Source organism: Caulobacter sp. (assembly GCF_017744445.1).
Taxonomy (GTDB): domain Bacteria; phylum Pseudomonadota; class Alphaproteobacteria; order Caulobacterales; family Caulobacteraceae; genus Caulobacter.
Map to the genome: position 1 here is coordinate 1 of NZ_JAGIBH010000018.1, position 21,462 is coordinate 21,462.

Consider the following 21,462-nt stretch of genomic DNA (forward strand, 5'->3'; position numbering starts at 1 on the left):
CGCCGCCGACCTCACGATCGCCCGCGACGGCGGCGAGCTGACCTTGAGCTTTGATGGCCAGGCCGGTTCGATCCGGCTGGACGCTATGGACGACGCCTATGGCGGCGGCGTGGAGCAGATCGTCTTTGGCGATGGCGCGATCTGGACCCTCGCCGACCTTCAGGGCGCCTATATCGCTCAGGAAAAGGCCGCCGGCGCCACGACGATCATGGGCTTCAACACCCGCGCCGATGTTCTGATCGGCACGGACGGCGCCGATACCCTTTCGGGCCTTGGCGGAGCCGACACGTTCACTGGCGGCAAAGGCAACGACACCTTGATCGGCGGCCCCGGCGCCGACACCTACATCTTCAACGTGGGCGACGGGAACGATCGCATCGTCGACACGCCGTCATTCGACAGCGCCATCGACAAACTCGTGCTGGGCGAGGGCCTTAACGCTTCCGACCTGCGCATCACCCGGCAAGGCACCGAGCTTAGGATTAGCTTTGTCGGTCGGCCCGAAAGCCTTGTGATCGAGGGTGGCGAGGATCCCTATGGGGCCGGCCTCGAACAGATTGTCTTCGCCGACGGAACCATCTGGTCGCGAACCGATCTGCTCAACGCGCCGCCGACGCCGCCGCCGCTGACCCCCACCCTGGTTGGCACCACGGGCGCCGACAATCTGACTGGCGGCAACGGCGCGGATGTCATTGCCGGGCTCGGGGGAAATGACACCCTACGCGGCGGGGCGGGCGCGGACGCCTATCTCTACAATCTCGGCGACGGTGCTGACACGATCTACGAAGGCCCTGGAGCCGGTGAAGATCGTGTGGTGTTTGGCGAAGGCATTACCGCAAGCAATTTGGTGATCACGCGTAGCGGATCGACCGGCGCGGTCTTGAGCTTCACGGGCCAAGCTGGATCGATCGTCCTTGATACCCAGTTCTACGGCTCGGGCTGGGGCGTCGAGACGATTCAGTTCGCTGACGGCACAATCTGGAACGACGCGGCCTTCCGCGCCGCCTATCTCGCCAAGGCCCAGAGCGCAGGCAATGACACCATCCTGGGTTTCGACGGGACCGGGGAAACCCTGCAAGGGGGCCTTGGCAACGACACGCTTCGGGGTTTTAGCGGCGACGATACCTATCTTTACAACTTGGGTGACGGCGTCGACACGATCTACGAGGGACCCGCCGGCGGCGTTGATCGCCTGGTATTCGGCGCCGGGATCAGCGCCGCGGACATCATCGTCACACGTGCAGGTTCCACCGGCGCCACGATCGGCTTTGCCGGCAACGCCGGCCAAGTCAAACTCGACACCCAGTTCTATGGTTCCGGATGGGGTGTCGAGACGATCCAGTTCGCCGACGGCACGATCTGGACCGAGGCCGACCTTCGCTCCGCGTATCTGGCCAAGGCCTCGACCGCGGGTAACGACACCATCCTTGGTTTCGATACGACTGGGGAAACTCTGCAAGGCGGTCTTGGCAACGACACGCTTCAGGGCTTCAGCGGCGGCGACACCTATCTCTACAACCTGGGTGACGGCGTTGACACGATCTACGAGGGGCCGGCCAGCGGCGTTGATCGCCTCGTGTTCGGCGCCGGGATCAGCACGAGCGATATCATCGTTTCACGTACGGGCCCCACCGGCGCCACGATCGGCTTTGTCGGCAATGCCGGCCAAGTCAAACTCGACACCCAGTTCTATGGTTCAGGCTGGGGCGTGGAGCAGATCGTGTTCGCGGATGGGACGACCTGGACCGAAGCGGATCTACGCAGCCTCTACCTCTCCAAAGCGTCCACCACAGGAACTGATACGATCCTGGGCTTCGATGGCACGGCTGAAGAGCTGCAGGGCGGCTTGGGCGATGACGTGCTGCGCGGCTACGGCGGCAACGACAGCTATATCTACAATCTCGGCGATGGAGCCGATACCATCTACGAGGGCCCCGGGGGCGGGACCGACAAGCTGGTCTTTGGCGCGGGGATCACCGCCGCGGATCTCGTTGTCACCCGCGCTGGCGATCACGCCGTCCTGTCGTTCGCCAATGCCCTAGGCTCGGTGAGACTCGACACCCAAATGTATGGATCGGGATGGGGTGTTGAGCAGATCGTCTTCGCCGACGGCACGATTTGGGCCCAGGCAGATCTCGTTGCTGCGGCCTGGGTGCGAGGTGATGGCGCTGGCAATCTGCTGATCGGCGGCTCGGGCGTGGATAAGATCGACGGCGGCGGCGGCAACGACACGATCGATGCCGGTGGCGGCGCCGATCGCATCGTCGGCGGCGCTGGCAATGACACCTTGACGGGTGGCGCCGGCGCTGACGCGTTCGTTTTCCAAACCGGTTTCGGCAAGGACACGGTGACGGACTTCAAGTCGAGCGATGGCGACAAGATCGAGTTCAAGGGACTTTTCGCCACCTTCGGCGACATGCTGGCCAGCAGCCAGCAGGTCGGGAGCGACGTCCTCATCACCTATGACGCCGACAACACCATCAGCTTGAAAGGCGTCACGCTCAGCACCCTCGTCCAGAGCGACTTCATATTCGCCTAGCCTCTCCGTATCAGGGTGGTCGCGGTTCGCGCCGCGACCACCCGCCTTCGGGATGACCTGCCACTGGCATGTCATTCCGACTTCTTAGCAGGGGCAGAAGGGCTTTTGCGACGTTGTTAGACGCCACGCGACTGAGGCAGATACATCATCTTAAAGTGGTATAAATAATTTCCCTCATAGGCTGCGCAAACAACCTTGGGGTTATTTTCGTGCCTGGCGAAAGCTTAGTGACGCATGCGTCCGGCGTCGAACGCCGTCTACCGGCTTTAGACGGCCTGCGCGGCATGATGACTTTGCTGGTGGTGGTCTCGCATTTCTTTGGCGAGCTGCCGCACGGCCTGCGCGCCGTGATGTTCGGCTGGGTTGCGGTCGACATGTTCTTCGTGATGAGCGGCTATCTGATCGGCAAGCTGATCCTGGAGCGGAAGGATCACGCCAACTTCTTCCAAGTGTTCTACGTCCGCCGCTGCCTGCGCATCATCCCGCCCTACGCGCTGGTCACGGTGCTCGTCTGGTGCTTGGTCGAGATGCTTCCGGCTTGGACCGATACGCCGGTGCAGTTCCCGCTATGGTCCTACCTCTCGTTCACCCAGACCTTCTTCATGATCGATCAGGCCTCAATTGGCGCGCACTGGTTGGCGCCGACATGGACCTTGGCGGTCGAGGAGCATTTCTACCTGATCATCCCAGCTGTGCTGGTGTTCACGCCCCTTCGCCGTCTGACCGGCTGGCTGATCGGCGCGGGCTTGGTCGCTATCATCCTGCGCGCTCTCCTGGCCGGGACCAGACCGAGCGCCGAATACGCCAGCCTGGTGCTACTGCCGGCCCGTGCTGATATTTTGGTACTGGGCCTGCTCGGCGCGGTGGCCATGGTGCGTGGCGGCGTCGATTGGGCGCGCTGGATGATCTGGTTACGCGCCTCGCCTTTGGTCGCTCTGGTCGCAGTCGGCGCCTTGCAGATGCTGTCGCCGACTTTGTTTCCGGTGTTCTCGCCGACCTTGGTGGCTGCTGGCTGCGCCGGCTACTTGCTGGCTATTGTCCATGGCGCGCCCGAGGCCAGGGTCTACCATTCTCCGATCCTGAGGTTCCTGGGGACCAACAGCTACTGCATCTACCTGACCCACATGCCGGTGCTGGGCTTGATGCACGGCGGCCTGCTGGGCGCTGCGCCGGATCTGGCCACGCCTGTCCAGGGTTTAGTCAGCCTGGCCGCACTGCCGGTGACGCTGCTGGTGGGCTGGGGCCTGACTAAGTCGCTTGAGGAGCCGGCCATGGACTATGGCCGCCGCTGGCGCTGGAGCGATGTCATGATCAAACGAGCTCAATTGCACAGTGCTTCCAGGCTACGAGGATTGGTCACGAAGTGAGTCTAGATTTTCAGCCTCCGTCGCGGCATCTGCCAGTGTCCAAATCGCCGACTTCACCAATTGGAGCCGGCGTCGCGCCAGGAACGGACGTTGGCTTCCAGGCGAAATGCGGACGTCCAAGCCCCTGCAAGCAGTAGCCCGGCAAGACCGTGGCGCACCTCACTTCGAGTTGTTCGGTTCGAAGAAGTGCGGACTCGCGGTCCACAGATTCAATTTCCTTAGCGCTGCTCACGAAAATCACCAGATGCGCCGCGAAGAACCTGAAGCTCCGCCGACCTGCCGCTAAAATGGTCCTCGTTCGCCCGTGTGCGCCAGAAGGTCAGGAGGTCGAGATCGTTACAGAACTCGACCTTCACGATGCCAGAGGTTGTCTCCTCCTCGAATGGTGCCGCGATTCCGCTGGGCGAACGCGCGTCGCCAACGATGGCGTACCCAAAGCGCTTCAATCCCGGCGTTTCGAGACCGACCCGACCTTCGGAGAACCGGAGTGTCGCGCCCGGCGCCAAGCCGACGCGATAGATGGCGGTGTGGCTGCTCTCGTAAAAGACACCCCGATTGTCGGGCTCGTGGCGCCACAGATGCTGACCCGCGACGAACTCGGCGGGAATGCGCAACGCCACCGTCGCCATGCGGTTTGCCGTCGTCTCCCGATAAACCCGGAGCGTGACTATCCCGTCAGGCGCGACGCGATTGTCCAGTAGGAAGTGGAGCACGCCATCAGAAGCCATGGCGATCGCCTGCAGGTCGAGCGAGTTAGTAATCTGCGGCAGGCTCGTCAGGTAAGCATAGGCAACGTTTTCGAGCGCCCGCGTCCCACGGATATTCCACGCCGAGCCACGCAATTCGCAGCTTGCCAGGATCGCGTCGCGGGCGGCCGGCGTCGTGTGATGGAATAGGTCAAGGTCAAACCCGCCGTCCAGCCGCAGGTGCGCCCTGCCCGCGCTGCGTCGCAGCAACTCGGCATCACCGGCGACCCTGCAACGAAACAGCTGCGCACCGTCCGCAAAGCGCGTAACGAACCGATCCTCTGTCGTCGCGACTAGTAGCTCGTCACCATGAGACGTCTCGATCGCGAACTGCGCGTATGACTGCTGCTCATAGAATGAGAGCAAGGGCGCGTCGAACATCTGGGGCTCGAACCAGCGCCAACCCTCCCCGTCCTGGAGAAAGACCGCGTCGGGCAGGAACACGCTATAGCCGACACCGTGGACGAGCTTGAACTTGACGAAACCATCGTAATTCGGAGCGTCCTTCGCCGGAAATGACTCCATTAGGTCGTAGGTTTTATCGTCGCTTTCGACCACCAACGGCTCGGCCCTCCTTCGCGAGAGGACCATCAATGAAACGTACACAGTGAAGCAAGCCCAACCACCGAAACGTTCGGGCAACCCAGCCGAGTCGGGACACGGGCGCGCCAGCAGCGGACCTTGGCGCGGCGCCAGAACGCGGGCCTTCAGCCAAACTTAGCGCCAGGGCATTGGCGCGTGGCGTAGTGAGGGCACCTCATGCAGGCTCCCTGCACGATCCAAGATAGCTCCCGCCAACGCTGCTCCATTGCCCGGTGGAATGGGGAGAGGGAAATCGCGCCATCTCGGCGTGGCTGATATGCCTCGACATGGAAAGGACCTTCCGCGTCATCTACCTTGAGCCGGCCACCTACAGCGTCGTAGCGGGACCAGATTCCGGAGAGATCTTCGACCTGAGCGAGCAGGTCGATGGGATTGCACCAATACCCCTTTTCACAACGCTGGCAGACCCTCCGGAAAGCGACGCCTGTTTCGTCGCCTTGCTCGGCTTCGAAGGCGTTCGCTTTTCTCATATGCTCAACGAGGTTCAACCGAACCCCGAAAAAATCTTTCCGGTAATTGGTGTTCCTGGATTTCGCCTGCACTATCCTTTTGATGCCTATATCGGCAACGCCTTGGCGCTTGAGAAATACAAAGCCTCCCGAAACCTCAAATTTGCTCGATCCAATTGCCCCTTTAGCCTTTTTTACACTCTAGAAGATGTCGCGGGTCGTCATCCCGACGATTTCATGCGGATCGGGCTGATTGGCACGAAGCCACATGCGCTGGGGGCCATCCTGTTCGCTATCGCCCGACCTGAGACCGTCGAGATCGTCTACGACCACGCTAAGCGGAAAACAGGCCGCACGAGGGGGGCCGCGCGCTGCCTAGTTTATGGCGTCTCGGAGTTCTTGACCGCAGAGCGTCGGCCGGCGGCATGATCGACCAGTTTTACACGCCCCCGGCCCTGGCAACGTTTCTGGCCGGGGCAGCCCGCGTCCGTAGGCCCGGTATCATCGCCGACTTCGCCATGGGCGATGGTGCCCTATTGCGCGCAGCCGAAGCTCGCTGGCCTCGAGCTAAACTCTTCGGCTCGGACATTAATCCGGCCGCGGGCGAGGCGGCAGCCGGGTTGGATTGCCGACCAAACTTCAGCGTCTTCGATTTCCTTTCGGATGGCGCCGAGCCTGACGAAATGCGGCCCCTCGTTGGCCGGTGCGATATCATCCTTCTAAACCCGCCATTCACCTGTAAGGGCAACAAGCGCTTCTCAGTCGACGTCAAGGGCGTCTCCCTGGCCGGAAGCAAGGCGCTTGTCTTCGTCGCCCGGGCGCTTCGCTATCTAAAGCCGGGCGGCGAAATCCTCGCGATCGTGCCTGCCTCATGCGCCACCAGCGAACGCGACAACGCGCTGCTGGAAACGCTCCGCAAGACCTTCACAGTGGAACAGGTCGGCGAAATCAATCGCAACGGCTTCGACGGCTGCTCTGTGGCCGTTATCATGCTGCGCCTTCGGCATCGAGGCCGACTTGCGCCCCGTAAACGGCCGGCTGCTCCGCACAAGTTCGTGGCCTTAAAGTCCTTCAAAGTCTTGATTATGCGCGGAACGACCTCGATCCATCGCACAAGCGGAGCCATAGAAGGGCTACCGGTCCTGCACACGGTGGATTTGAGGGACAAGGTTGAGAAGCCTCAACGATGGACTGTTGGCTCTCGACGGCTCGTAAGCGGACGAACCGTACTCCTGCCGAGGGTCGGCAGACCCGACGTGTCCAAGCTCGTCCAGATGAATCTTTCGAATGTCGTCCTGTCCGATTGCGTGATTGGAATCCAGACCGTCCCGCGCGGGCATGAAGACGAAGTACTCAGGGCGCTGCGCTCAAGCTGGAGTGCCTTGGAAGCATTGTATGGCGGCAGCTGCGCACCCTACATCACCGTTGGGCAGCTCCAGACCCATCTACTGTCGCTTGGAGTCCACAGCGAAATCGTCACCGACATGTCGTCGCAGGATGAGCTTGGGTCGATCAGTCGGGAAGTCGCATAGCCGCCTGCTGTGCAAATCTTCGCCGACGGGTCCGCCGGCATGCCAACCTGGCCACCGACGAGCAGACCTTCCGAGGTTCGGCAATGAGTCAGGTTCGGTCAGAGAATCGCTCGAAGGCGGTGATCCGGCGGGGGCTGAGCTGGGGGTCGTAGCCGTAGATGTCCTGGGCCAGCCAGGTGAGTTCGGCTTCGCGGTTGTGTTCGGGGATGTCGGTGAACCAAGCCTTGGGGCCGGTCGCGTCGTCGCCGTTCCAGCGATAGCCGCGGGCCTTGAGCTTGTCCTTCAATTCGTAGGGCGCGCGTTCGGCGACGATCCGCCAGGTCGGGGCGCGGGCCGCCTCCAGCATGTGGGCCAGGGCCGTGCGGCCGTCGGTGAGCGGGCGGCCGAGAATTTCCAGGCCGGCCAGGCAGTCGTTCTCGGCCCGGTGGCCGTCGAAGAAGAAGCCGCACTGGTTGGCCAGGTAGCCGAGCTTAGTCCCCTCGAACCCCTGCCCTTTCCAGTCCACCTGGCTCATCGAGCAGGCCCAGCTCTTGAGCTTGAAGGCCTCGGTGAGGCGTTCGGCGAAGGGACGGTCGAAGGCGGCGTTGTGGGCGACGATGATCACCGCAGGCGCGATGAAGGCGGCGACCTGGCCGGCGTCGATGCTATGCCCCGCCACCATGGCTTCGGTCAGGCCGGTGATCTGGGTGATCTCGGGCGGGATAGGCTTGGCGGGCTGCTGCAAGGCGACGAAAGGCGCGCCGACCGCGCAGAGGCGGCCCTCCGGATCGTAGTCGAACGGGATCATCGCCAGCTCGATGACCTCGTCGCGCCGGGTGTCGGTGCCGGTGGTCTCGGTATCGAGATAGACGCCGCGTTTCAAGGTCGCCGGATCAAAGCCCGTGTGCAGGGTGCAGGTCTCGAACCGGCGCAGCAGCCGGTAGCGGCCGCTGGCTTCCAGCTGGGCGGCCATGGCGTCGAGGGCGGCAAGGTCGAGATCGGTGGGCGAGGTGTCGGACATAGCGTGGCGAGAATCAATTGGCTCATCCTGCCATACCGGCGGGCGTGACAGGCAGGGCGTCCCGCCGGAAGCGGCCGGGCCCTAGGCGGCGCGGCCGCCCCGAGCCGCCTCCCCTCCCCTCTCGCTCCGGGGCGGGTCTCGGCCCTGGCGGGTGACGATCCCTGACGCGGGGGTCAGGGCGTTTGGCCGGCGTCGTGGGCGAGCTGGCTCAGGCGTGCGTCACAGACCTGGCGGGCCAGCGCGACGAGTCCTTCCACGGTGCGCTTCAGGTCCTCGAGTTCGGCCAGGGAGATCTCGAAGGAGTCCTGATTGTAACGGGCGTCGACATAGGCCCGCTTGAGCTTCTCGAACGGCTTGCGCTGGGCGCGGGTCTCGCGCGGCCAGGCCGGCGTCAGCGACGGGGCCTTGGCTTCGGCGGTGCTGCGCAGGAACTTAATGTTGTGGGAACGGGGCGCGTAGAAGCCGGTCAGCTGCAGCACGGCGATGTAGGCCGCTTCGGTGGCCTGGTGCAGGTTGAAGGCGGCCTTATGCAGCCAGTCATCGACATCGCCCTGTTCCATGGCGTATTGGGCCAGCTGAAGCGACGTTCTGATGGTCCCGAAAATCTTCCTGTGGTGTCGCCGTCCGAGCGCCAGCGCCGCCTCGGGCGTCAAGGGCTTCAGAGGGCTGAAGGCGTGGCCGGGCACCTCGTAGAGGGCGATGCCCTGGTCGATGACCTCCCGGAAGAAGTAGAGGCCCGCGTCCAGGCCCTTGTTGATGTCGTCGAGGTCGTTGACCAGCAGGTTGACGATACGGCCGATGGCCGGGTCGTGGGCGATGCGCTGCTCGGTCTCGAACCAGTAGTCGGCGATGTCGGTTAGCTTGTCGTCGCTGACCACGACCAGGATGTCGAAGTCCGACAGATAGCCGTTCTCGGGCGCGTCGACGAAGTCGCCGCGGGCTTAGCTGCCAAACAGGATGATCTTGTAGATCTTGGCCCCTCGCCGCCACGGCTGGGTGCCGCCGGCGACGGCGGCCTCGAAGCCGCGCAGCAGGTGGCCCGTGATCGCGGCCAGCTCGTCTTGCTGGCGATCGGGCAGGTGATCGAGATTCGACTTCATCGGGCTTGAGTCTCGCCGAGCCGGCCTTGGCGGACAAGGCTTTTGCTCGTTGGCGCGAGCATTGAAGGGTTGGGGGAGCCGGGAGGTGAGAACACGCAAGAACACGTGCGTCGGCGCCTTTAGCCGTGAGGCCTGGACATACGCGCCGACTTCCCGGCCGGGAGATTTTGGCGAACGGCGCGGGATGCTCTGCGCCGCGAGTCGTTCAACGCCCTGACCGATAGGTTGCATTTCCACGCGCCGCAATACCCGAGAATTAAGGGGTTTGGAGGCGGGAGGCAGGGCGGGGCGAGCGCGCCGATCGGGCGCGCAAGCCGGGGTGGGTCCCATGCATACCGCCCAAACCGCCGGGTCCTGGCCAGAGGCCCGGGTCCTCGAACTGAAATGTCTGTGGTCGGACGGTCTAAGTGCGGCTCGGATCGCCAAGGTCCTGGGCGGCGTCAGTCGCAACGCCGTCATCGGCAAGGTCCATCGCCTGGGCCTGGCTGGGCGCCCGACACCGTCGCCGCCGGCCGGCCGGCGTCCCACCACACCGACCAGAGCCGCCCGCGCCGCGTCGACGCCCAAGCCCCCTCCCCCGCCCCGGCCGCCGAGCGCGCCGCAGGCGGCGCGACGCCCGCGCCACGCCGAGGTCGCGCAGGCCTCTGGTCCCTATGCGCCGCTGTGGCTATTGGGTCCCGGAGCCTGCCGCTGGCCGATCGGGGATCCGCGCGGGGCGGGCTTTGGGTTCTGTGGAGCGCCGACCGTGCGGCGGCCCTATTGCGACGATCACCGGGGGCGGGCCTATCGGGCGGCGCCGGGGCGCGCTGACCGGAGCGCGAGCCCGGCGCGGCGGCGAGGTGTGGGCTGACGGCGCGCAGTTGGGGTGGCGAGGCCCTGGGCCTGAGCGAACCCATCCGCCCGAGGGCTAGATAACCAGTTCCTCGCCGCTCGGACCCTTGGCCATCGCCATGGCGATGGCGTCAAAGAGCGCCTGCATCTGGACGGGCTTGCGCAACAGGTCGTCGGCGCCCGCCGCGATGGCTTGCGCGCGCAGCTCGAGCCCTTCATCGGCCGTGACCAGCAGGAGGGGCAGTTGCGCCTTGGCGTCCGGGCGCGCTCGGATGGCGCGGATGGCCGCCAGGCCGTCCATGCCGGGCATGCGGTAATCCATCAGGACGACGTCAAAGTGCTGGGTCTCAATCGAACTCAGGCCGGCCTCGGCGTTATCGGCTTCGGCCATCTCGACCTCCGCGGCCGACAGCATGCTTTTCACGACCAGCCGGTTCATCGCGTTGTCGTCGACGAAGAGCACACGCATGTCGGACGTCTCCTTCAGGCCGCGTCGGCGACAGCGTCGGCCGCGAACAGTTGCCCCAGGCGCTCGGACAGCTCGCCCGCCGCTATGGGCTTTTGCACGACGAGATCGGCGCCGACGGCGCGCAGTGATGTCGCCGCCTCGGCCTCGCCGGCCCACAGCACCGCGATCCTTGGCGGCTCCGCCTGGCTGGCGAAAGCGGCCAACGCCTCGGCGGGCGACTGCTCGCCCTGCGACAAGGCCTTGCCCTCGATCAGCACCAGATCGCAGGCGCGAGCGGCGATGAGCTGGCGGGCCTCTTCAAGGGTCGCGACGATCTCGAGCGCGGCGACCTGAGCCGAAAGCGCGGCTTTCAGAACGCCGCGCGCCAGCGGGTTGGCCTCCACGAGCAACACCCTGGCGTCCTGCAAGGTCGTCGCCGTCCCGCCCTCTGGCAGGACGATCTCGGTCAGCGGCAGCCGGACGATGAAGCGCGACCCGGCTCCCAAGGCGCTTTCGACGTGCAGCTCGCCACCCATGGCGTTGGCCAGCCGGCGACAGATCGGCAGGCCCAGGCCAGTGCCCCCGTATTTGCGCGTGGTGCTCGCGTCGACCTGGGTGAAGGGTTCGAAGATGCGCTCAAGGTCGTCGGGGGCGATGCCGATGCCCGTGTCGGTGACCGTAAACACCAGACTGTCGCCGGCCTGCGATCGCTCAACCCCGCTGGTCAGCGAGATTTCACCCGTGTCGGTGAACTTGATGGCGTTGGCCAGCAGGTTGAAGAGGATCTGGCGAAGACGGCCCGCGTCCTCATCGATCAGGCGCGGCGCCGCAGCTCTGTCGCCCTTCAGGCGCAGGCCCTTGGCTTGGGCCTTGTCGGTCCAGACCGCCAAGGTCTCGTCAAGCAAGCGGCCCAAATCCATGGGCGCCTTGGTGATGGCGACGGCCCCGCTTTCCATTTTGGCGACGTCCAGAAGGTCTTCCACCAGCGCAAGCATGGTCTCGCCGCTGGCGTGAACCAGACGGATCTTCTCGCGCACCTCGGGCGGCAGTGCCTGGTCGGCCAGGACGACCTGCGTCATGCCCATCACCCCGTTGAGCGGCGTGCGGATCTCGTGGCTGGTCATGGCCAGGAAGTCGGTGCGCGCCTTGAGGGCCCGGTCCAGCGCGACGTTGGCGACGGCCAACTCGTCGTGGGCGGCGCGGATGCTGTCGCGGCTCTCGCGCATATGATCGGCCAGCTGGCGCAGATGCGTTTCGCGCGCCTGGATCACCGCGTCGGCGCGGCGCTTCAGCTCGGTGCGCACCAGCCATGCCAGGCTTAGAACCTGGGTGAGGATCACCGCGCCCGGGCCGAAGGCGATCGGCGTCCAGGCCTGCAGCACGACGGGCAGCACGATGATCGCCCCGCCCACCAGCAGGTGCCGACGTAGCGCCGCGCCGTAGTCGGCGCTCGCTCTGGGGCGCAGGAAGACGGCGGCCAGCGCCGCGCAGAGGATCAGCAGCGGCAGGCTCGGCGCCTGGAGGGCCCGGCCCACGCGCAGGCTCTCATAGGCCAGGGCGTGGACATAGACGCCTTGGAGGATCCCACGCTTGGGCGTGGCGAACTGGTCGCCCAGTTCGATGGCCGTTGAGCCGATCAAGACGTCGCGACCCCGGACCAGGCTTGGGTCGAACGTGCCGGCGTAAACGTCCTTGAAGCTGATCCTGGGGACGGCATTGGCGTCGAAGCCGTAGTCGATCAGGAACGCGCCCGCTGTGGGCGGGCGGCCAAGGAGCGTCGAAGCCATCGAGGGCCGCAAGCCGCCGGCGGTGTCGAAGCCCAGCTTGTAGCGTCGCACGCGGCCATCGGCGTCGATCGGCACGTTGACGCTGGCCAGGACGACATCCTGGGTCAAGGCCTCCATCGGCCGTGTGCTGATGGCTCGGCCGTCGGCCTCGCGGCCGGCCTGGACGAAGGTGGGCATGATGACCTGGCCCGGCCAGCGCCGGACGGCCGCGGCCAGCGCCGCGTCGGCGGCCGCCGAAGATCGGGCGCTAAAATCGACGTCCAGACCAACCACCCTGGCGCCCGCGCCATTCAGGTTTTCGATCGCCCGCGCGAAGCGGTCCCGCCCCCAGGGCCAGGTTCCGGCGGCCTTCAGGCTCTCGGCGTCGATCTCGACAACCGTCAGCGCGCCGCTCGGCGGCCGCTTGAGCAGCTGGAAGCGCCATTGCGAGAGGGCGTCGTCCAGCGGATGCAGCGCGCCGGCTTGGACGGCCAGCACGGCGCACGCGGTGATGCACATCACGCCAAGCGCGGACTTCATCCGCGCGCCGAAACCCGGCCGAAGGCTCTGGAAAAACAAGGCCTATTCCCTCGGTCTGCCAGGACCGCTGTTAGCGCCCGGATCGTTCCCCTTTCCGGGGTCCGCGCCGGGGCCCTGGCCGTTGCCGATGCTTGCGTCGGGACCTTGGCCGTTTCCGTTGCCGGGACCGCCCGGAGCGCCCGGACCCTGCCCGGCGCCATTGTTCGCGCCGGGACCTTGACCGTTGCCGTTGCCGGGGCCGCCCGAGGCGCCCGGACCCTGACCGGCGCCATTGTTCGCGCCGGGGCCTGGGCCGTTGCCGTTGCCGGGGCCGCCCGAAGCGCCCGGACCCTGGCCGGCGCCCGTGTTCGCGTCAGGCCCTGGGCCGTTGCCGTTGCCGGGGCCGCCCGGAGCGCCGGGACCCTGACCGGCGCCATTGTTCGCGCCAGGACCTGCGCCGTTGCCGTTGCCGGGACCGCCCGAGGCGCCGGGACCCTGACCGGCGCCATTGTTCGCGCCAGGACCTTGGCCGTTGCCGTTGCCGGGGCCGCCCGGGGCGCCGGGACCCTGGCCGGCGCCCGTGTTCGCGCCAGGACCTTGGCCGTTGCCGTTGCCGGGACCGCCCGAGGCGCCCGGACCCTCACCGGCGCCATTGTTCGCGCCGGGGCCTGGGCCGTTGCCGTTGCCCGGCCCGCCCGGGGCGCCGGGGCCCTGGCCGTTACCATTGTTCGCGCCGGGACCTGGACCGTTGCCGTTGCCAGGACCGCCCGGGGCGCCCGGACCCTGGCCGGCGCCATTGTTCGCGCCAGGACCTGGACCGTTGCCGTTGCCGGGCTCGCCCGGGGCGCCGGGGCCCTGGCCGTTACCATTGTTCGCGCCAGGACCTGGGCCGTTGCCGTTGCCGGGACCGCCCGGGGCGCCGGGACCCTGGCCGTTACCATTGTTCGCGCCGGGGCCTTGGCCGTTGCCGTTGCCGGGACCGCCCGGGGCGCCGGGGCCCTGGCCGTTACCATTGTTCGCGCCAGGACCTTGGCCGTCGCCGTTGCTGGCGCCGCCCGCGGTCTCGGGGCCTTGGCCATTGCCGCTATTGGCGCCCGCGCCCGAACCTGAAGGCCCGGCGCCGCCCGCTGAATTGCCGCTGTTGCCTGCGGTGCTCGGCCCGTTCCCGCTCGAGGTGTCGCTGGCGCCGCCGCCAACGCCGTTTCCATGGCCAGGGTTGGATCCAGGATCGGCGCCGGCGCCGGTATTACCGGCGGTATGGCCTTCGCTTCCCGACGCCGGCGGGCCCGAACCGCCGCCCGACTCTGTCGCGGCGATGTCTCCGCTGGCCGCGAGGCTGACGCGGACAAGGGCGGCCGCCTGCGCTTGCATGGGTGTTGAGGCCGACGAGCCCGAGCTGTCCACCATCGCGGCGACGGCGGTTTGGTTGGCCAGCTGAACGGGCGCGGACGGCTGGGCGGGCGCGGGCGGCGCCGTCGGCGCGGCGGCGGCGCCGGCGGTCAAGCCAGAGAGGGCGGAGGGGCCCTCAACCAGGCCGCCCGATACAGAACTATAGTCGAGCGACACGGTTTGCGCGGGCAGCGGGGCCTCAACGCTGGCGCGCGGCGTCTCGACGGTGAGTTGCTCAGGCGCGGCCTTGGAGACGACGCCCGTGGCCCCAGCGCCCACATCACGCACCGCGCCGCCTTGGCCGGCATGGACCTCGACCAGACCTTCGGCGACGTGGACGGAGTCGGCCCCCATCTCGACGTTCACGGTGAAGGTGGTGCCCTTCACGACGGCGGCCAGCAGTGGGGTCTCGACGCGGAAGTGCTGCGAAGGCTTCTTGTCGACCTGGAACAGGATCGAACCCAGATCCTGCATGACCCGGGTCATACCCTCGTTCGACTCGGGCGCTACCGACATGCGGCTGTTGGGGCCCAGCGTGATGCGCTGCTTGCCATTGAACAACGCCGCGCGGCCGCCGGCGGCCGTCGTGACGATGCTTCCCACCGGCAGGACCTGGTTGGCGGCGGCCGGCGCGGGCGCCTTGCCTGGGGCCGCGATCCGCACGACGCCGGCGACTTCGACCAGCTTCCAATCGGCCGCGAAGGCGCCGGTGGCGCTGAGCGCGAGGGCGGAAACCGCGATGGCCATACGGGTCAGACCCATGGTAGTGCCTCTATACCTGCCGATCGATGTAGTTGGTCAGGTATAAATCCACTAAGCTAAATCTCTCCTAATGCCTGTAGTTTCCAAGCGGACTTAACGCTGGATTTATCTATCCAAGCTATTGGTTTCGTTGTGGGACATCTCATATCAAATGTTAAACGCCTGCTGGGCGGAAAGACCTGTTTGAGGTTTCGCGCGGGCGTGCTCGTCGCTATTCTTGCAACGATGAGTCTGGCGGCGCCGGCGCTTGCGCGGCAGCAGTCGGCCGGCGAGACCGCCGCGCCTGAACATTTCGTCCTGACGGGCCTGACCATCGACGGCGTGAGCGCCTATCCGCTCAAGCAGTTGGCGCCGCTCTACGCCGACTATCTGGCCCGTGACGTGGCCATGGAAGATCTGGTCAGGATCGCCCAGGCCATCACCGACAAGTATCGCGCCGACGGATATTTCCTGTCGCGCGCCGTCGTGCCGCCTCAGGGGCCGGGCGGCCATGCTCGCATTCGGGTCTATGAAGGCTATATCGACCAGATCGAGGTCACCGGCGACGCCGCCCCGGCCGTTGAGGCCTTGCTGGACGGGGTGTCTGGCCGTCGCCCCCTGCGCCTGGCGGACCTGGAGCGCCGCCTGACCCTGGCGCGCGATCTTCCAGGCGTGCGCCCCAGTTCGCGCATCGAGCCCAATCTCGACGATCCGGCCCGTCACAAGCTGGTCGTGGTCGCGGGCCTCAAGCGCTGGACGGGCAGCGTCTATGTCGACAATCGCGGCGCCCGGACGCTGGGGCCGGTGCAGGCCAATGTCCGGTTGGCGCGCAACGGCGTCGTCACGGCGGGCGACCAACTGGCCCTATCGGCGCTGACCACGCCCAGCGATCCGGGCGAGTATCTCCAGGCCGACCTGGCCTATGGCGCGCCGCTGGCGGGCGAGACACGCCTGCGCCTGGGCGCCTCGGCGTCTCGATCGCGCCAGGGAAGCGCCCCGCGCAACAATAGCGTCGGCACCGAGAGCCAGGCCGTCAGCGTGCGCTTGGCCCATCCGCTGATCCGCGACCGCAAGACCGCGGTTTGGGCCGCGGTGGCGCTGGATGGCCGGCACGTCGAACAATCCTACCGCGGCGGCGGGGCCTATCGTGACGACCTGCGCGTGGCGCGGGCCTCGATCCAGGCCGACATCGGCACGAACCGCAGCGCGGTCAGCGGCTATGCCCAGGTCTCGCGCGGGCTGCAGGTTCTGGGCGCGACGCGCACGCCAAGCCGCGGCCACTCGCGCTTCGACGCCGACGGCGGCTTCTGGAAGGTCAATGTCGGCGCCAGCCACTATCGCGACCTGGGCAAACGCATGGGCGTCTATGTCTCGGCCGATGCCCAGTGGAGCCCCAACCCCCTGCTGCTCTCCGAGGAGTTCGCCCCCGGCGGCCTGCCCTATGGCCGGGCCTACAACTACGCGGAAATCTCGGGCGACAGCGGCGCTGGCGCCATGGCCGAGTTGCGTTATGGCTTCGCGCCCAAAAAGGCCGGGCCGGTCAGTTTTGTCCAAGCCTACGCCTTTGTCGACGGCGCCAAGGTCTGGAACACGGCCTCGGCCTACAGCCTGCGCTCGGCGGCCCTTTCATCCGCCGGCGGCGGTTTGCGGGTGACGGTGAACAACAAGATCACCGCGCGCGTCGAGGCCGCCAAGCCGCTCACCCGGACGCCCTATGAGACGGGCGACAAGGACTGGCGCGTCTTCGGCGCGATTTCGGCCGCGTTCTAAAGCTAAATCAACGTCTGATCGCCACGCGCGGCGATGGCCCTGCCGATCGTGTCGAACAGGTTTTCCATCGCGACCGGCTTTAACATGACGTCGTCGGCGCCGGCGGTCAGGCATTGGTGACGGATGTCGGACGCCATGTCGGCGGTGACAACCACGATCGGCAGCTTGGCCTTGGCGTCGTCGCGGGCGCGAATGGCGCGGATGGCCGTCAGGCCGTCCATGCCCGGCATCCGCAGGTCCATCAGGATCAGGTCGTAATCGTTGCTTTCGATCATACGAAGACCGGATTCGGCTTCTGGGGCCTCGGCAAGATCTAGGCCCGCGACCGACAGCATGTCCCGCACCACGCGGCGGTTCATGGCATCGTCTTCGACGAACAAAATCCGCAAGGCCCTACTCCCAATACTCGAGGCTTCGTTCATCGACTGAAACGCGAGCTTGGACAATCCCTTATGATATTGTCGCCTTGCCGACAGTATGGCCAGGAATTATTCAGCCATACCCGGGGCGGCGGCCTTCATCGGCACCTTGAACGGCAAGGCCTGACGCGCGAGCCCGGCGCCGAAGCTCTCGTCGTCCAGGAGCTTGGCGAACGCCGCCAGCTCAAGCGGCTTTGAGACAAAATAGCCCTGAATATGATCGCATCCCATCACCCGCAGCAGCGCCAGCACGCCGGCTGTCTCCACGCCCTCGGCCGTGACCTCCATACCCAGCGCATGCGCGACGTCGATGGTCGAGCGCACGAGCAGCGGATCCCGGTGGCTGGACGTCAGGGACGAGATGAACATCTTGTCGATCTTCAGCTCATGGGCGGGCATCTGCTTGAGGTACGAGAGCGATGAGAGGCCCGAGCCATAGTCGTCGATGGCGATCTTCAAGCCCGCATCGACCAGTAATTTAAGGTTGGCCAACGCGCGCTCGGGGTCTTCGATCACGGCGGTCTCGGTGATTTCCAACCCCAGGGCGCAGCCATCGCACTGGCGCACGGTCTCCAGGATCCAAGCGCAGAACGAGACATCCGCCAGCAGGCGGCCCGACAGGTTCAGATAGACCGTGACCGGCTTGCCGGCGCGGGCGAGCCAGGCTTGGTCCGAAAGGGCTCGCCGCACGACCCAGCGGGTGATGTCGGCGATCAGGCCGGTTTCCTCCGCCAAGCCGATGAAGACCTCGGGCGAGATCCAGCCCTTGGCGCCATGACGCCATCGCAGCAGGGCCTCGGCGGACGCAACCGACTGGGAGGCGACATGGAGCTTGGGCTGGTAGACCAGCGACAGGGCGTCCTCCGCCAGAGCCACGCGCAGGTCGCGCAACATCGCGCTGGTCTCGGCGGCCTGCTGAAGGTCCGCCTCGCGATAGAGCCGAACGCCGCGGCCTTTGGCCTGGGCCTCGATGAGGGCGTCAGCGGCGCAATCGGCGGCGTACTCACCGTGCCGCGCGCGGCTGGCGAACCCGATGAGGACCTCAAGGTCGAAGACCTGGCCATCGACGTGCAGGCGCCGCTCGAGGGCGGCTTCCAGCCTGGCCAGAGCGTCCGCCGCGTCAGCGTCGTCAGCGGCGCTAAAACCAAACTCCAAGCCCGCCCGGCCCACGCGCCCCAGGCGCGACTGGGGCAGCAGGGCTTTCAGCCGTTCGGCCGTTTGGGCGATGATGTGGTCGGCCACCGAAGACCCGAGCTTGCGCCGCAGGGGATTTAGGCCCCTGATCGACATGGCCGCGACATAGCCGCCAGCGTCGTCGGCAAGGTCCCTGAGGCTTGCAAAGCTTGGCGCGCGGGCCGCCTCCAGCTGCGCGGCGATCTGATTGAACACCCGCTCGGGCGCGGTGTCGCCAGGCGCGCGTAGGCCGGTTTCGCCGGCAGCCAAGCGCGACCAGCCCGCCTGGATGTCAAAGGCTTCAGCGTCAGACCTTGGCGACGTGAGCGCGTCCATGACCGTGAGATGATCTTGCAGGCTCTAATTTCGGATTAATGGTTACAAGGCCGGGCCGCGTCGTAAGCTTGGCAATAGAAGATGAGGTCTGTCGCGGCGCCTGAGCAGCGTTCGGCAGGGTTCACCGCCTGGCCTGGCTGGGCGTTGGACCCCGGCGCCGCCGACCGGCCGGCGTCCCACCACACCGGCTAGAGCCGCCTGGGCCGCGTCGAGCGCCAAAGTCCCCTCCCCCGCCTCGTGCGCCAAGCGCGCCGCTGGCCCGCGCGACGCCCGCGCCGCGCCGAGGTCAGCGAGGCGTTCGGCCCTTAGGCGCCGCCGTGGCTGTTGGGCCCTGCAGCCCGCCGATGGCCGCTTGGCGATCCGCGCGGGGCGGGGGGCGGGTTGACGGGGCGCGGGCGGGGTGGCGAGGCCCTGGGCTCGAACGACCTCGCCAGCGTCCGGCTCGGCGGGGCAAGGGACGCTGCGCTCAAGGCCCGTGCCCCGCCGGCCGGGCCGCCGGCGCGGGGGGCGGTCGCGAGCCCGCGGGCTCTCGCCGTCCCCTCAGCGCAGGAGCGCCTCATGACCCACCCCGCCCCTCCCCTCACCGGTCCCCTCTCGGTCCTGGAGGCCCAGGCCGTCGCCCTCGACGATCCGCGGCCCCATCCGCCAGAGGACGCCCTCGTCCAGCTTGGCCAGGTGCTGATGACCGAACTGCTCGACCTCGTCGGCGACACCGCCCTGGAAGATTTCCAGGGCGTGCTCTGCGAGGCCCTGATCGGCGCCTTTCACTCGGCCTCGCAGCGGATCGACCGCGAGGCTGATCGCGGTCGCGACGAGATCAACCGCCTGGTGCGCGACTTCGACGCCTCGGAGGTGGCCGATACCGACCTGCAGGACGCCACCCGCCGCACCCGCGCGGCCGACGTGGCGGTGCTGGCCGCCGATCTGGTGCGCGATGCGGCGGCCGAGGCCTATCGGGTGGCCACGGGCGAGGTCTGGACGCCCTGGCGCGGCAGCGTGCGGCCCTCGCGGGTGACGGCCGCCCAGGTCGAGGCCCGCGAAGCGCTGCGCGCCATGCAGGCCCGCCGTCACCAGGCCGTCGATCCCGGCCGCGCCGTGGTGGCGTTCCGCGCCGCGCCGGCGGCCGACACCGCCGTGGATGGCGGCCGCATCTTCGACGCGCTGAACTGGGCTCTGGAAACCTGGCCGGACATGGCCCTGGCGACCAGCGGCGCGCGCGGCGGCGAAAAGCTGGCCATCGGCTGGGCCAAGCAGAAAGGCGTCAAGCTCGTCCTGGCCAAGGCCGATTTCGATCGCGACGGACGCGCCGCGCCGTTCAAGGCCAATGAGGCGATGCTGGCGCTGGAGCCGGTCTGCGTGCTGACCCTGGCCGCCAGCCTCCAACCACACCGCCAGGGCGAGGCAAAGGCGTTCGGGCCGGCCCTGAACCTGGCGCAACGGGCCAGCGAGCGCGGCGTGCGCTGCGTGGCGATCCGGCTCGCACAGTAGGGCGTCAGGACGCGGCGGCTGCGCCGCCGCGTCCTGGTCGGTGGAATGGACCCAGAACGTAAGCCAAGATCTAGCGTCGGCGGGGTCGTGCGCCACGAGGCCTTGCGGTTGGCGATTCGTTCTGATCGGCGTCTCGTTGCGGGGCTGGGCGGCGCTGGCGTTGCGATCCTAGCCGGGATGGACGGCGACAGCGCAGGCGCGGCGGCCGCCGTGGCGCGGGTCCCGGGGGTGGCGCGCGGTCACCGTTCCACCGTTAGGGAGCGCCCGCCCTCCCCGTCTCGTGGCCGGGCCAGATTTTCCCGATGTCGCCGGCGGCGTCTAGCGGCGACGCCCTTTGGTGCGGCGCGAGGGCGGCGGGGCGCGCGGCGTTCGCCGGCGGGCGCTGGAGCCGCCGTTCGCCCCGTCGTCGTGTTGGTCCCGGTTCAGAAGGGCTTTCCAGGGCCCTTGCGCGGTCACCCCGGTCCAGGCCCTTCGCCGCGATCAATCACGCCGCCTTCTAGGGCGGGACGGGCGCGGGTCCAAGCCGACCTGGCCAAGCCAGGCGCGCCGGCTGGATCCTCCGGCCTTCCTTGCTGCGCATCGTGCAGGCCGGTTTCCAGCCGTCGCGGGCTTGGGCCCGGCCCTTGGTCCCCGCCCCACGAGGAGCGTGATCGCGGCGAGGGCCGCGGACCGCCGGGATCCCCTTCCGGCGGGAGACGGAGAAAGACCATGCTGAACAAGGTCCAACTGATCGGCAACACCGGCGCGGACAGCGAGATCCGCAGCACCGCCAACGGCAAGAAATACGCGACGCTGCGGGTCGCCACCGGCCGCTACGCCAAGAAGGGCGACGAACGTTGCGACTACACCACCTGGCATCAGATCGAGATCTGGAGCCCCGGCACGGTGAAGTGGCTGGAGGGCCGGGCGCTGCCCAAGGGCGCGAAGGTCTATGTCGAAGGCGAGATCCGCCACGAGCAGTACCTCGACAAGGACGGCCAGAAGCGCTTCTTCAGCAAGGTCGTCATTGCCGGACCCGGCCATGAGCTAAAGGCGCTGGAACGTCTGAGCGCCCCCGATAGCGGGACCGGCGAGCCCGAGCCGGGCGCGTTCGAACCGCAAGAGCCCTAGGGCGCAAGACCGCCCCGGCCATCGGCCGGGGCGGTTCCTTAAGGTCTTCGATCCCCCGACAAAAGGGGCGGCCCGAGCGGCCGGGGGCCGGCGTGGTGGCCGGGGTCACCGATTCCCCGAGGCGATGTTGGCACGT

The 21,462-nt window shown here is 67.1% G+C and carries 17 protein-coding genes; 8 read left to right on the plus strand and 9 right to left on the minus strand.

Annotated features, from left to right (window positions below; genetic code table 11):
- Together J7528_RS21110 and J7528_RS21115 are read left to right on the plus strand one after the other, a co-directional pair.
- The coding region (locus tag J7528_RS21110) for a calcium-binding protein (RefSeq protein ID WP_291878586.1) at positions 1-2,539 on the plus strand (2,539 nt) is incomplete at its 5' end.
- Positions 2,540-2,766: 227 nt separating this feature from the next.
- Positions 2,767-3,906 carry an acyltransferase gene (locus J7528_RS21115; RefSeq protein WP_291878588.1) on the plus strand — a complete coding sequence of 380 codons (1,140 nt, stop codon included), beginning with the start codon at positions 2,767-2,769 and terminating at the stop codon, positions 3,904-3,906.
- 218 nt (positions 3,907-4,124) lie between these two features.
- Here the strand turns inward: J7528_RS21115 and J7528_RS21120 are convergent, their stop codons facing one another.
- The gene (locus J7528_RS21120) at positions 4,125-5,213 is read right to left on the minus strand and encodes a hypothetical protein (protein WP_291878591.1); all 1,089 of its coding nucleotides are present in this window, start codon (positions 5,211-5,213) and stop codon (positions 4,125-4,127) included.
- Between the two features lie 308 nt (positions 5,214-5,521).
- Here J7528_RS21120 and J7528_RS21125 point away from each other — a divergent pair, with 308 nt between their 5' ends.
- Both J7528_RS21125 and J7528_RS21130 read left to right on the plus strand, forming a co-directional pair.
- Positions 5,522-6,133, plus strand: a complete 612-nt coding sequence (locus J7528_RS21125) for a hypothetical protein (RefSeq protein WP_291878594.1) — start codon at positions 5,522-5,524, stop codon at positions 6,131-6,133.
- Positions 6,130-7,236 carry an N-6 DNA methylase gene (locus J7528_RS21130; RefSeq protein WP_291878597.1) on the plus strand — a complete coding sequence of 369 codons (1,107 nt, stop codon included), beginning with the start codon at positions 6,130-6,132 and terminating at the stop codon, positions 7,234-7,236. Before J7528_RS21125 ends, J7528_RS21130 begins: the two co-directional genes overlap by 4 nt.
- 88 nt (positions 7,237-7,324) lie before the next feature.
- Here the strand turns inward: J7528_RS21130 and J7528_RS21135 are convergent, their stop codons facing one another.
- From J7528_RS21135 to J7528_RS21145, 3 genes are all read right to left on the minus strand, one after another.
- The gene (locus tag J7528_RS21135) at positions 7,325-8,236 is read right to left on the minus strand and encodes a 3'-5' exonuclease (protein ID WP_291878599.1); all 912 of its coding nucleotides are present in this window, start codon (positions 8,234-8,236) and stop codon (positions 7,325-7,327) included.
- Positions 8,237-8,409: 173 nt separating this feature from the next.
- Positions 8,410-9,114, minus strand: a complete 705-nt coding sequence (locus tag J7528_RS21140) for a HEPN domain-containing protein (protein WP_291878601.1) — start codon at positions 9,112-9,114, stop codon at positions 8,410-8,412.
- Between the two features lie 63 nt (positions 9,115-9,177).
- Complete coding sequence (locus J7528_RS21145) at positions 9,178-9,336, minus strand: hypothetical protein (protein ID WP_291878602.1); 159 nt, start codon at positions 9,334-9,336, stop codon at positions 9,178-9,180.
- Positions 9,337-9,664: 328 nt separating this feature from the next.
- On the opposite strand from J7528_RS21145, the gene J7528_RS21150 reads away from it, so the two are divergent.
- Positions 9,665-10,186: a GcrA family cell cycle regulator gene (locus J7528_RS21150; protein WP_291878729.1), complete on the plus strand. Its 522-nt coding sequence runs from the start codon at positions 9,665-9,667 to the stop codon at positions 10,184-10,186.
- Between the two features lie 57 nt (positions 10,187-10,243).
- Here J7528_RS21150 and J7528_RS21155 read toward each other — a convergent pair whose 3' ends face one another.
- From J7528_RS21155 to J7528_RS21165, 3 genes are read right to left on the minus strand one after another with little or no spacing between them, the layout of a single operon-like run.
- The gene (locus tag J7528_RS21155; protein WP_291878604.1) at positions 10,244-10,636 is read right to left on the minus strand and encodes a response regulator; all 393 of its coding nucleotides are present in this window, start codon (positions 10,634-10,636) and stop codon (positions 10,244-10,246) included.
- 14 nt (positions 10,637-10,650) lie between these two features.
- Positions 10,651-12,921, minus strand: coding sequence for a CHASE2 domain-containing protein (locus tag J7528_RS21160; protein WP_291878606.1), 2,271 nt, complete (start codon positions 12,919-12,921; stop codon positions 10,651-10,653).
- Positions 12,922-12,963: 42 nt separating this feature from the next.
- Positions 12,964-15,051: a FecR family protein gene (locus tag J7528_RS21165; protein ID WP_291878609.1), complete on the minus strand. Its 2,088-nt coding sequence runs from the start codon at positions 15,049-15,051 to the stop codon at positions 12,964-12,966.
- A gap of 225 nt (positions 15,052-15,276) precedes the next feature.
- Between J7528_RS21165 and J7528_RS21170 the strand changes: the two genes are divergently transcribed.
- The gene (locus tag J7528_RS21170) at positions 15,277-16,800 is read left to right on the plus strand and encodes a ShlB/FhaC/HecB family hemolysin secretion/activation protein (RefSeq protein WP_291878612.1); all 1,524 of its coding nucleotides are present in this window, start codon (positions 15,277-15,279) and stop codon (positions 16,798-16,800) included.
- A 2-nt stretch (positions 16,801-16,802) separates the two neighbouring features.
- Here J7528_RS21170 and J7528_RS21175 read toward each other — a convergent pair whose 3' ends face one another.
- Positions 16,803-17,189 carry a response regulator gene (locus J7528_RS21175; protein ID WP_291878614.1) on the minus strand — a complete coding sequence of 129 codons (387 nt, stop codon included), beginning with the start codon at positions 17,187-17,189 and terminating at the stop codon, positions 16,803-16,805.
- A 99-nt stretch (positions 17,190-17,288) separates the two neighbouring features.
- On the minus strand, positions 17,289-18,728 hold the full coding sequence (locus J7528_RS21180) for an EAL domain-containing protein (protein ID WP_291878617.1): 1,440 nt from the start codon (positions 18,726-18,728) through the stop codon (positions 17,289-17,291).
- Between the two features lie 558 nt (positions 18,729-19,286).
- Here J7528_RS21180 and J7528_RS21185 point away from each other — a divergent pair.
- Positions 19,287-20,216, plus strand: a complete 930-nt coding sequence (locus tag J7528_RS21185; RefSeq protein WP_291878620.1) for a DUF2493 domain-containing protein — start codon at positions 19,287-19,289, stop codon at positions 20,214-20,216.
- 708 nt (positions 20,217-20,924) lie between these two features.
- Entirely contained in the window at positions 20,925-21,326 is a 402-nt protein-coding gene (locus J7528_RS21190) for a single-stranded DNA-binding protein (protein ID WP_291878622.1), read from the plus strand.
- The last annotated feature ends 136 nt before the right edge of the window (positions 21,327-21,462 follow it).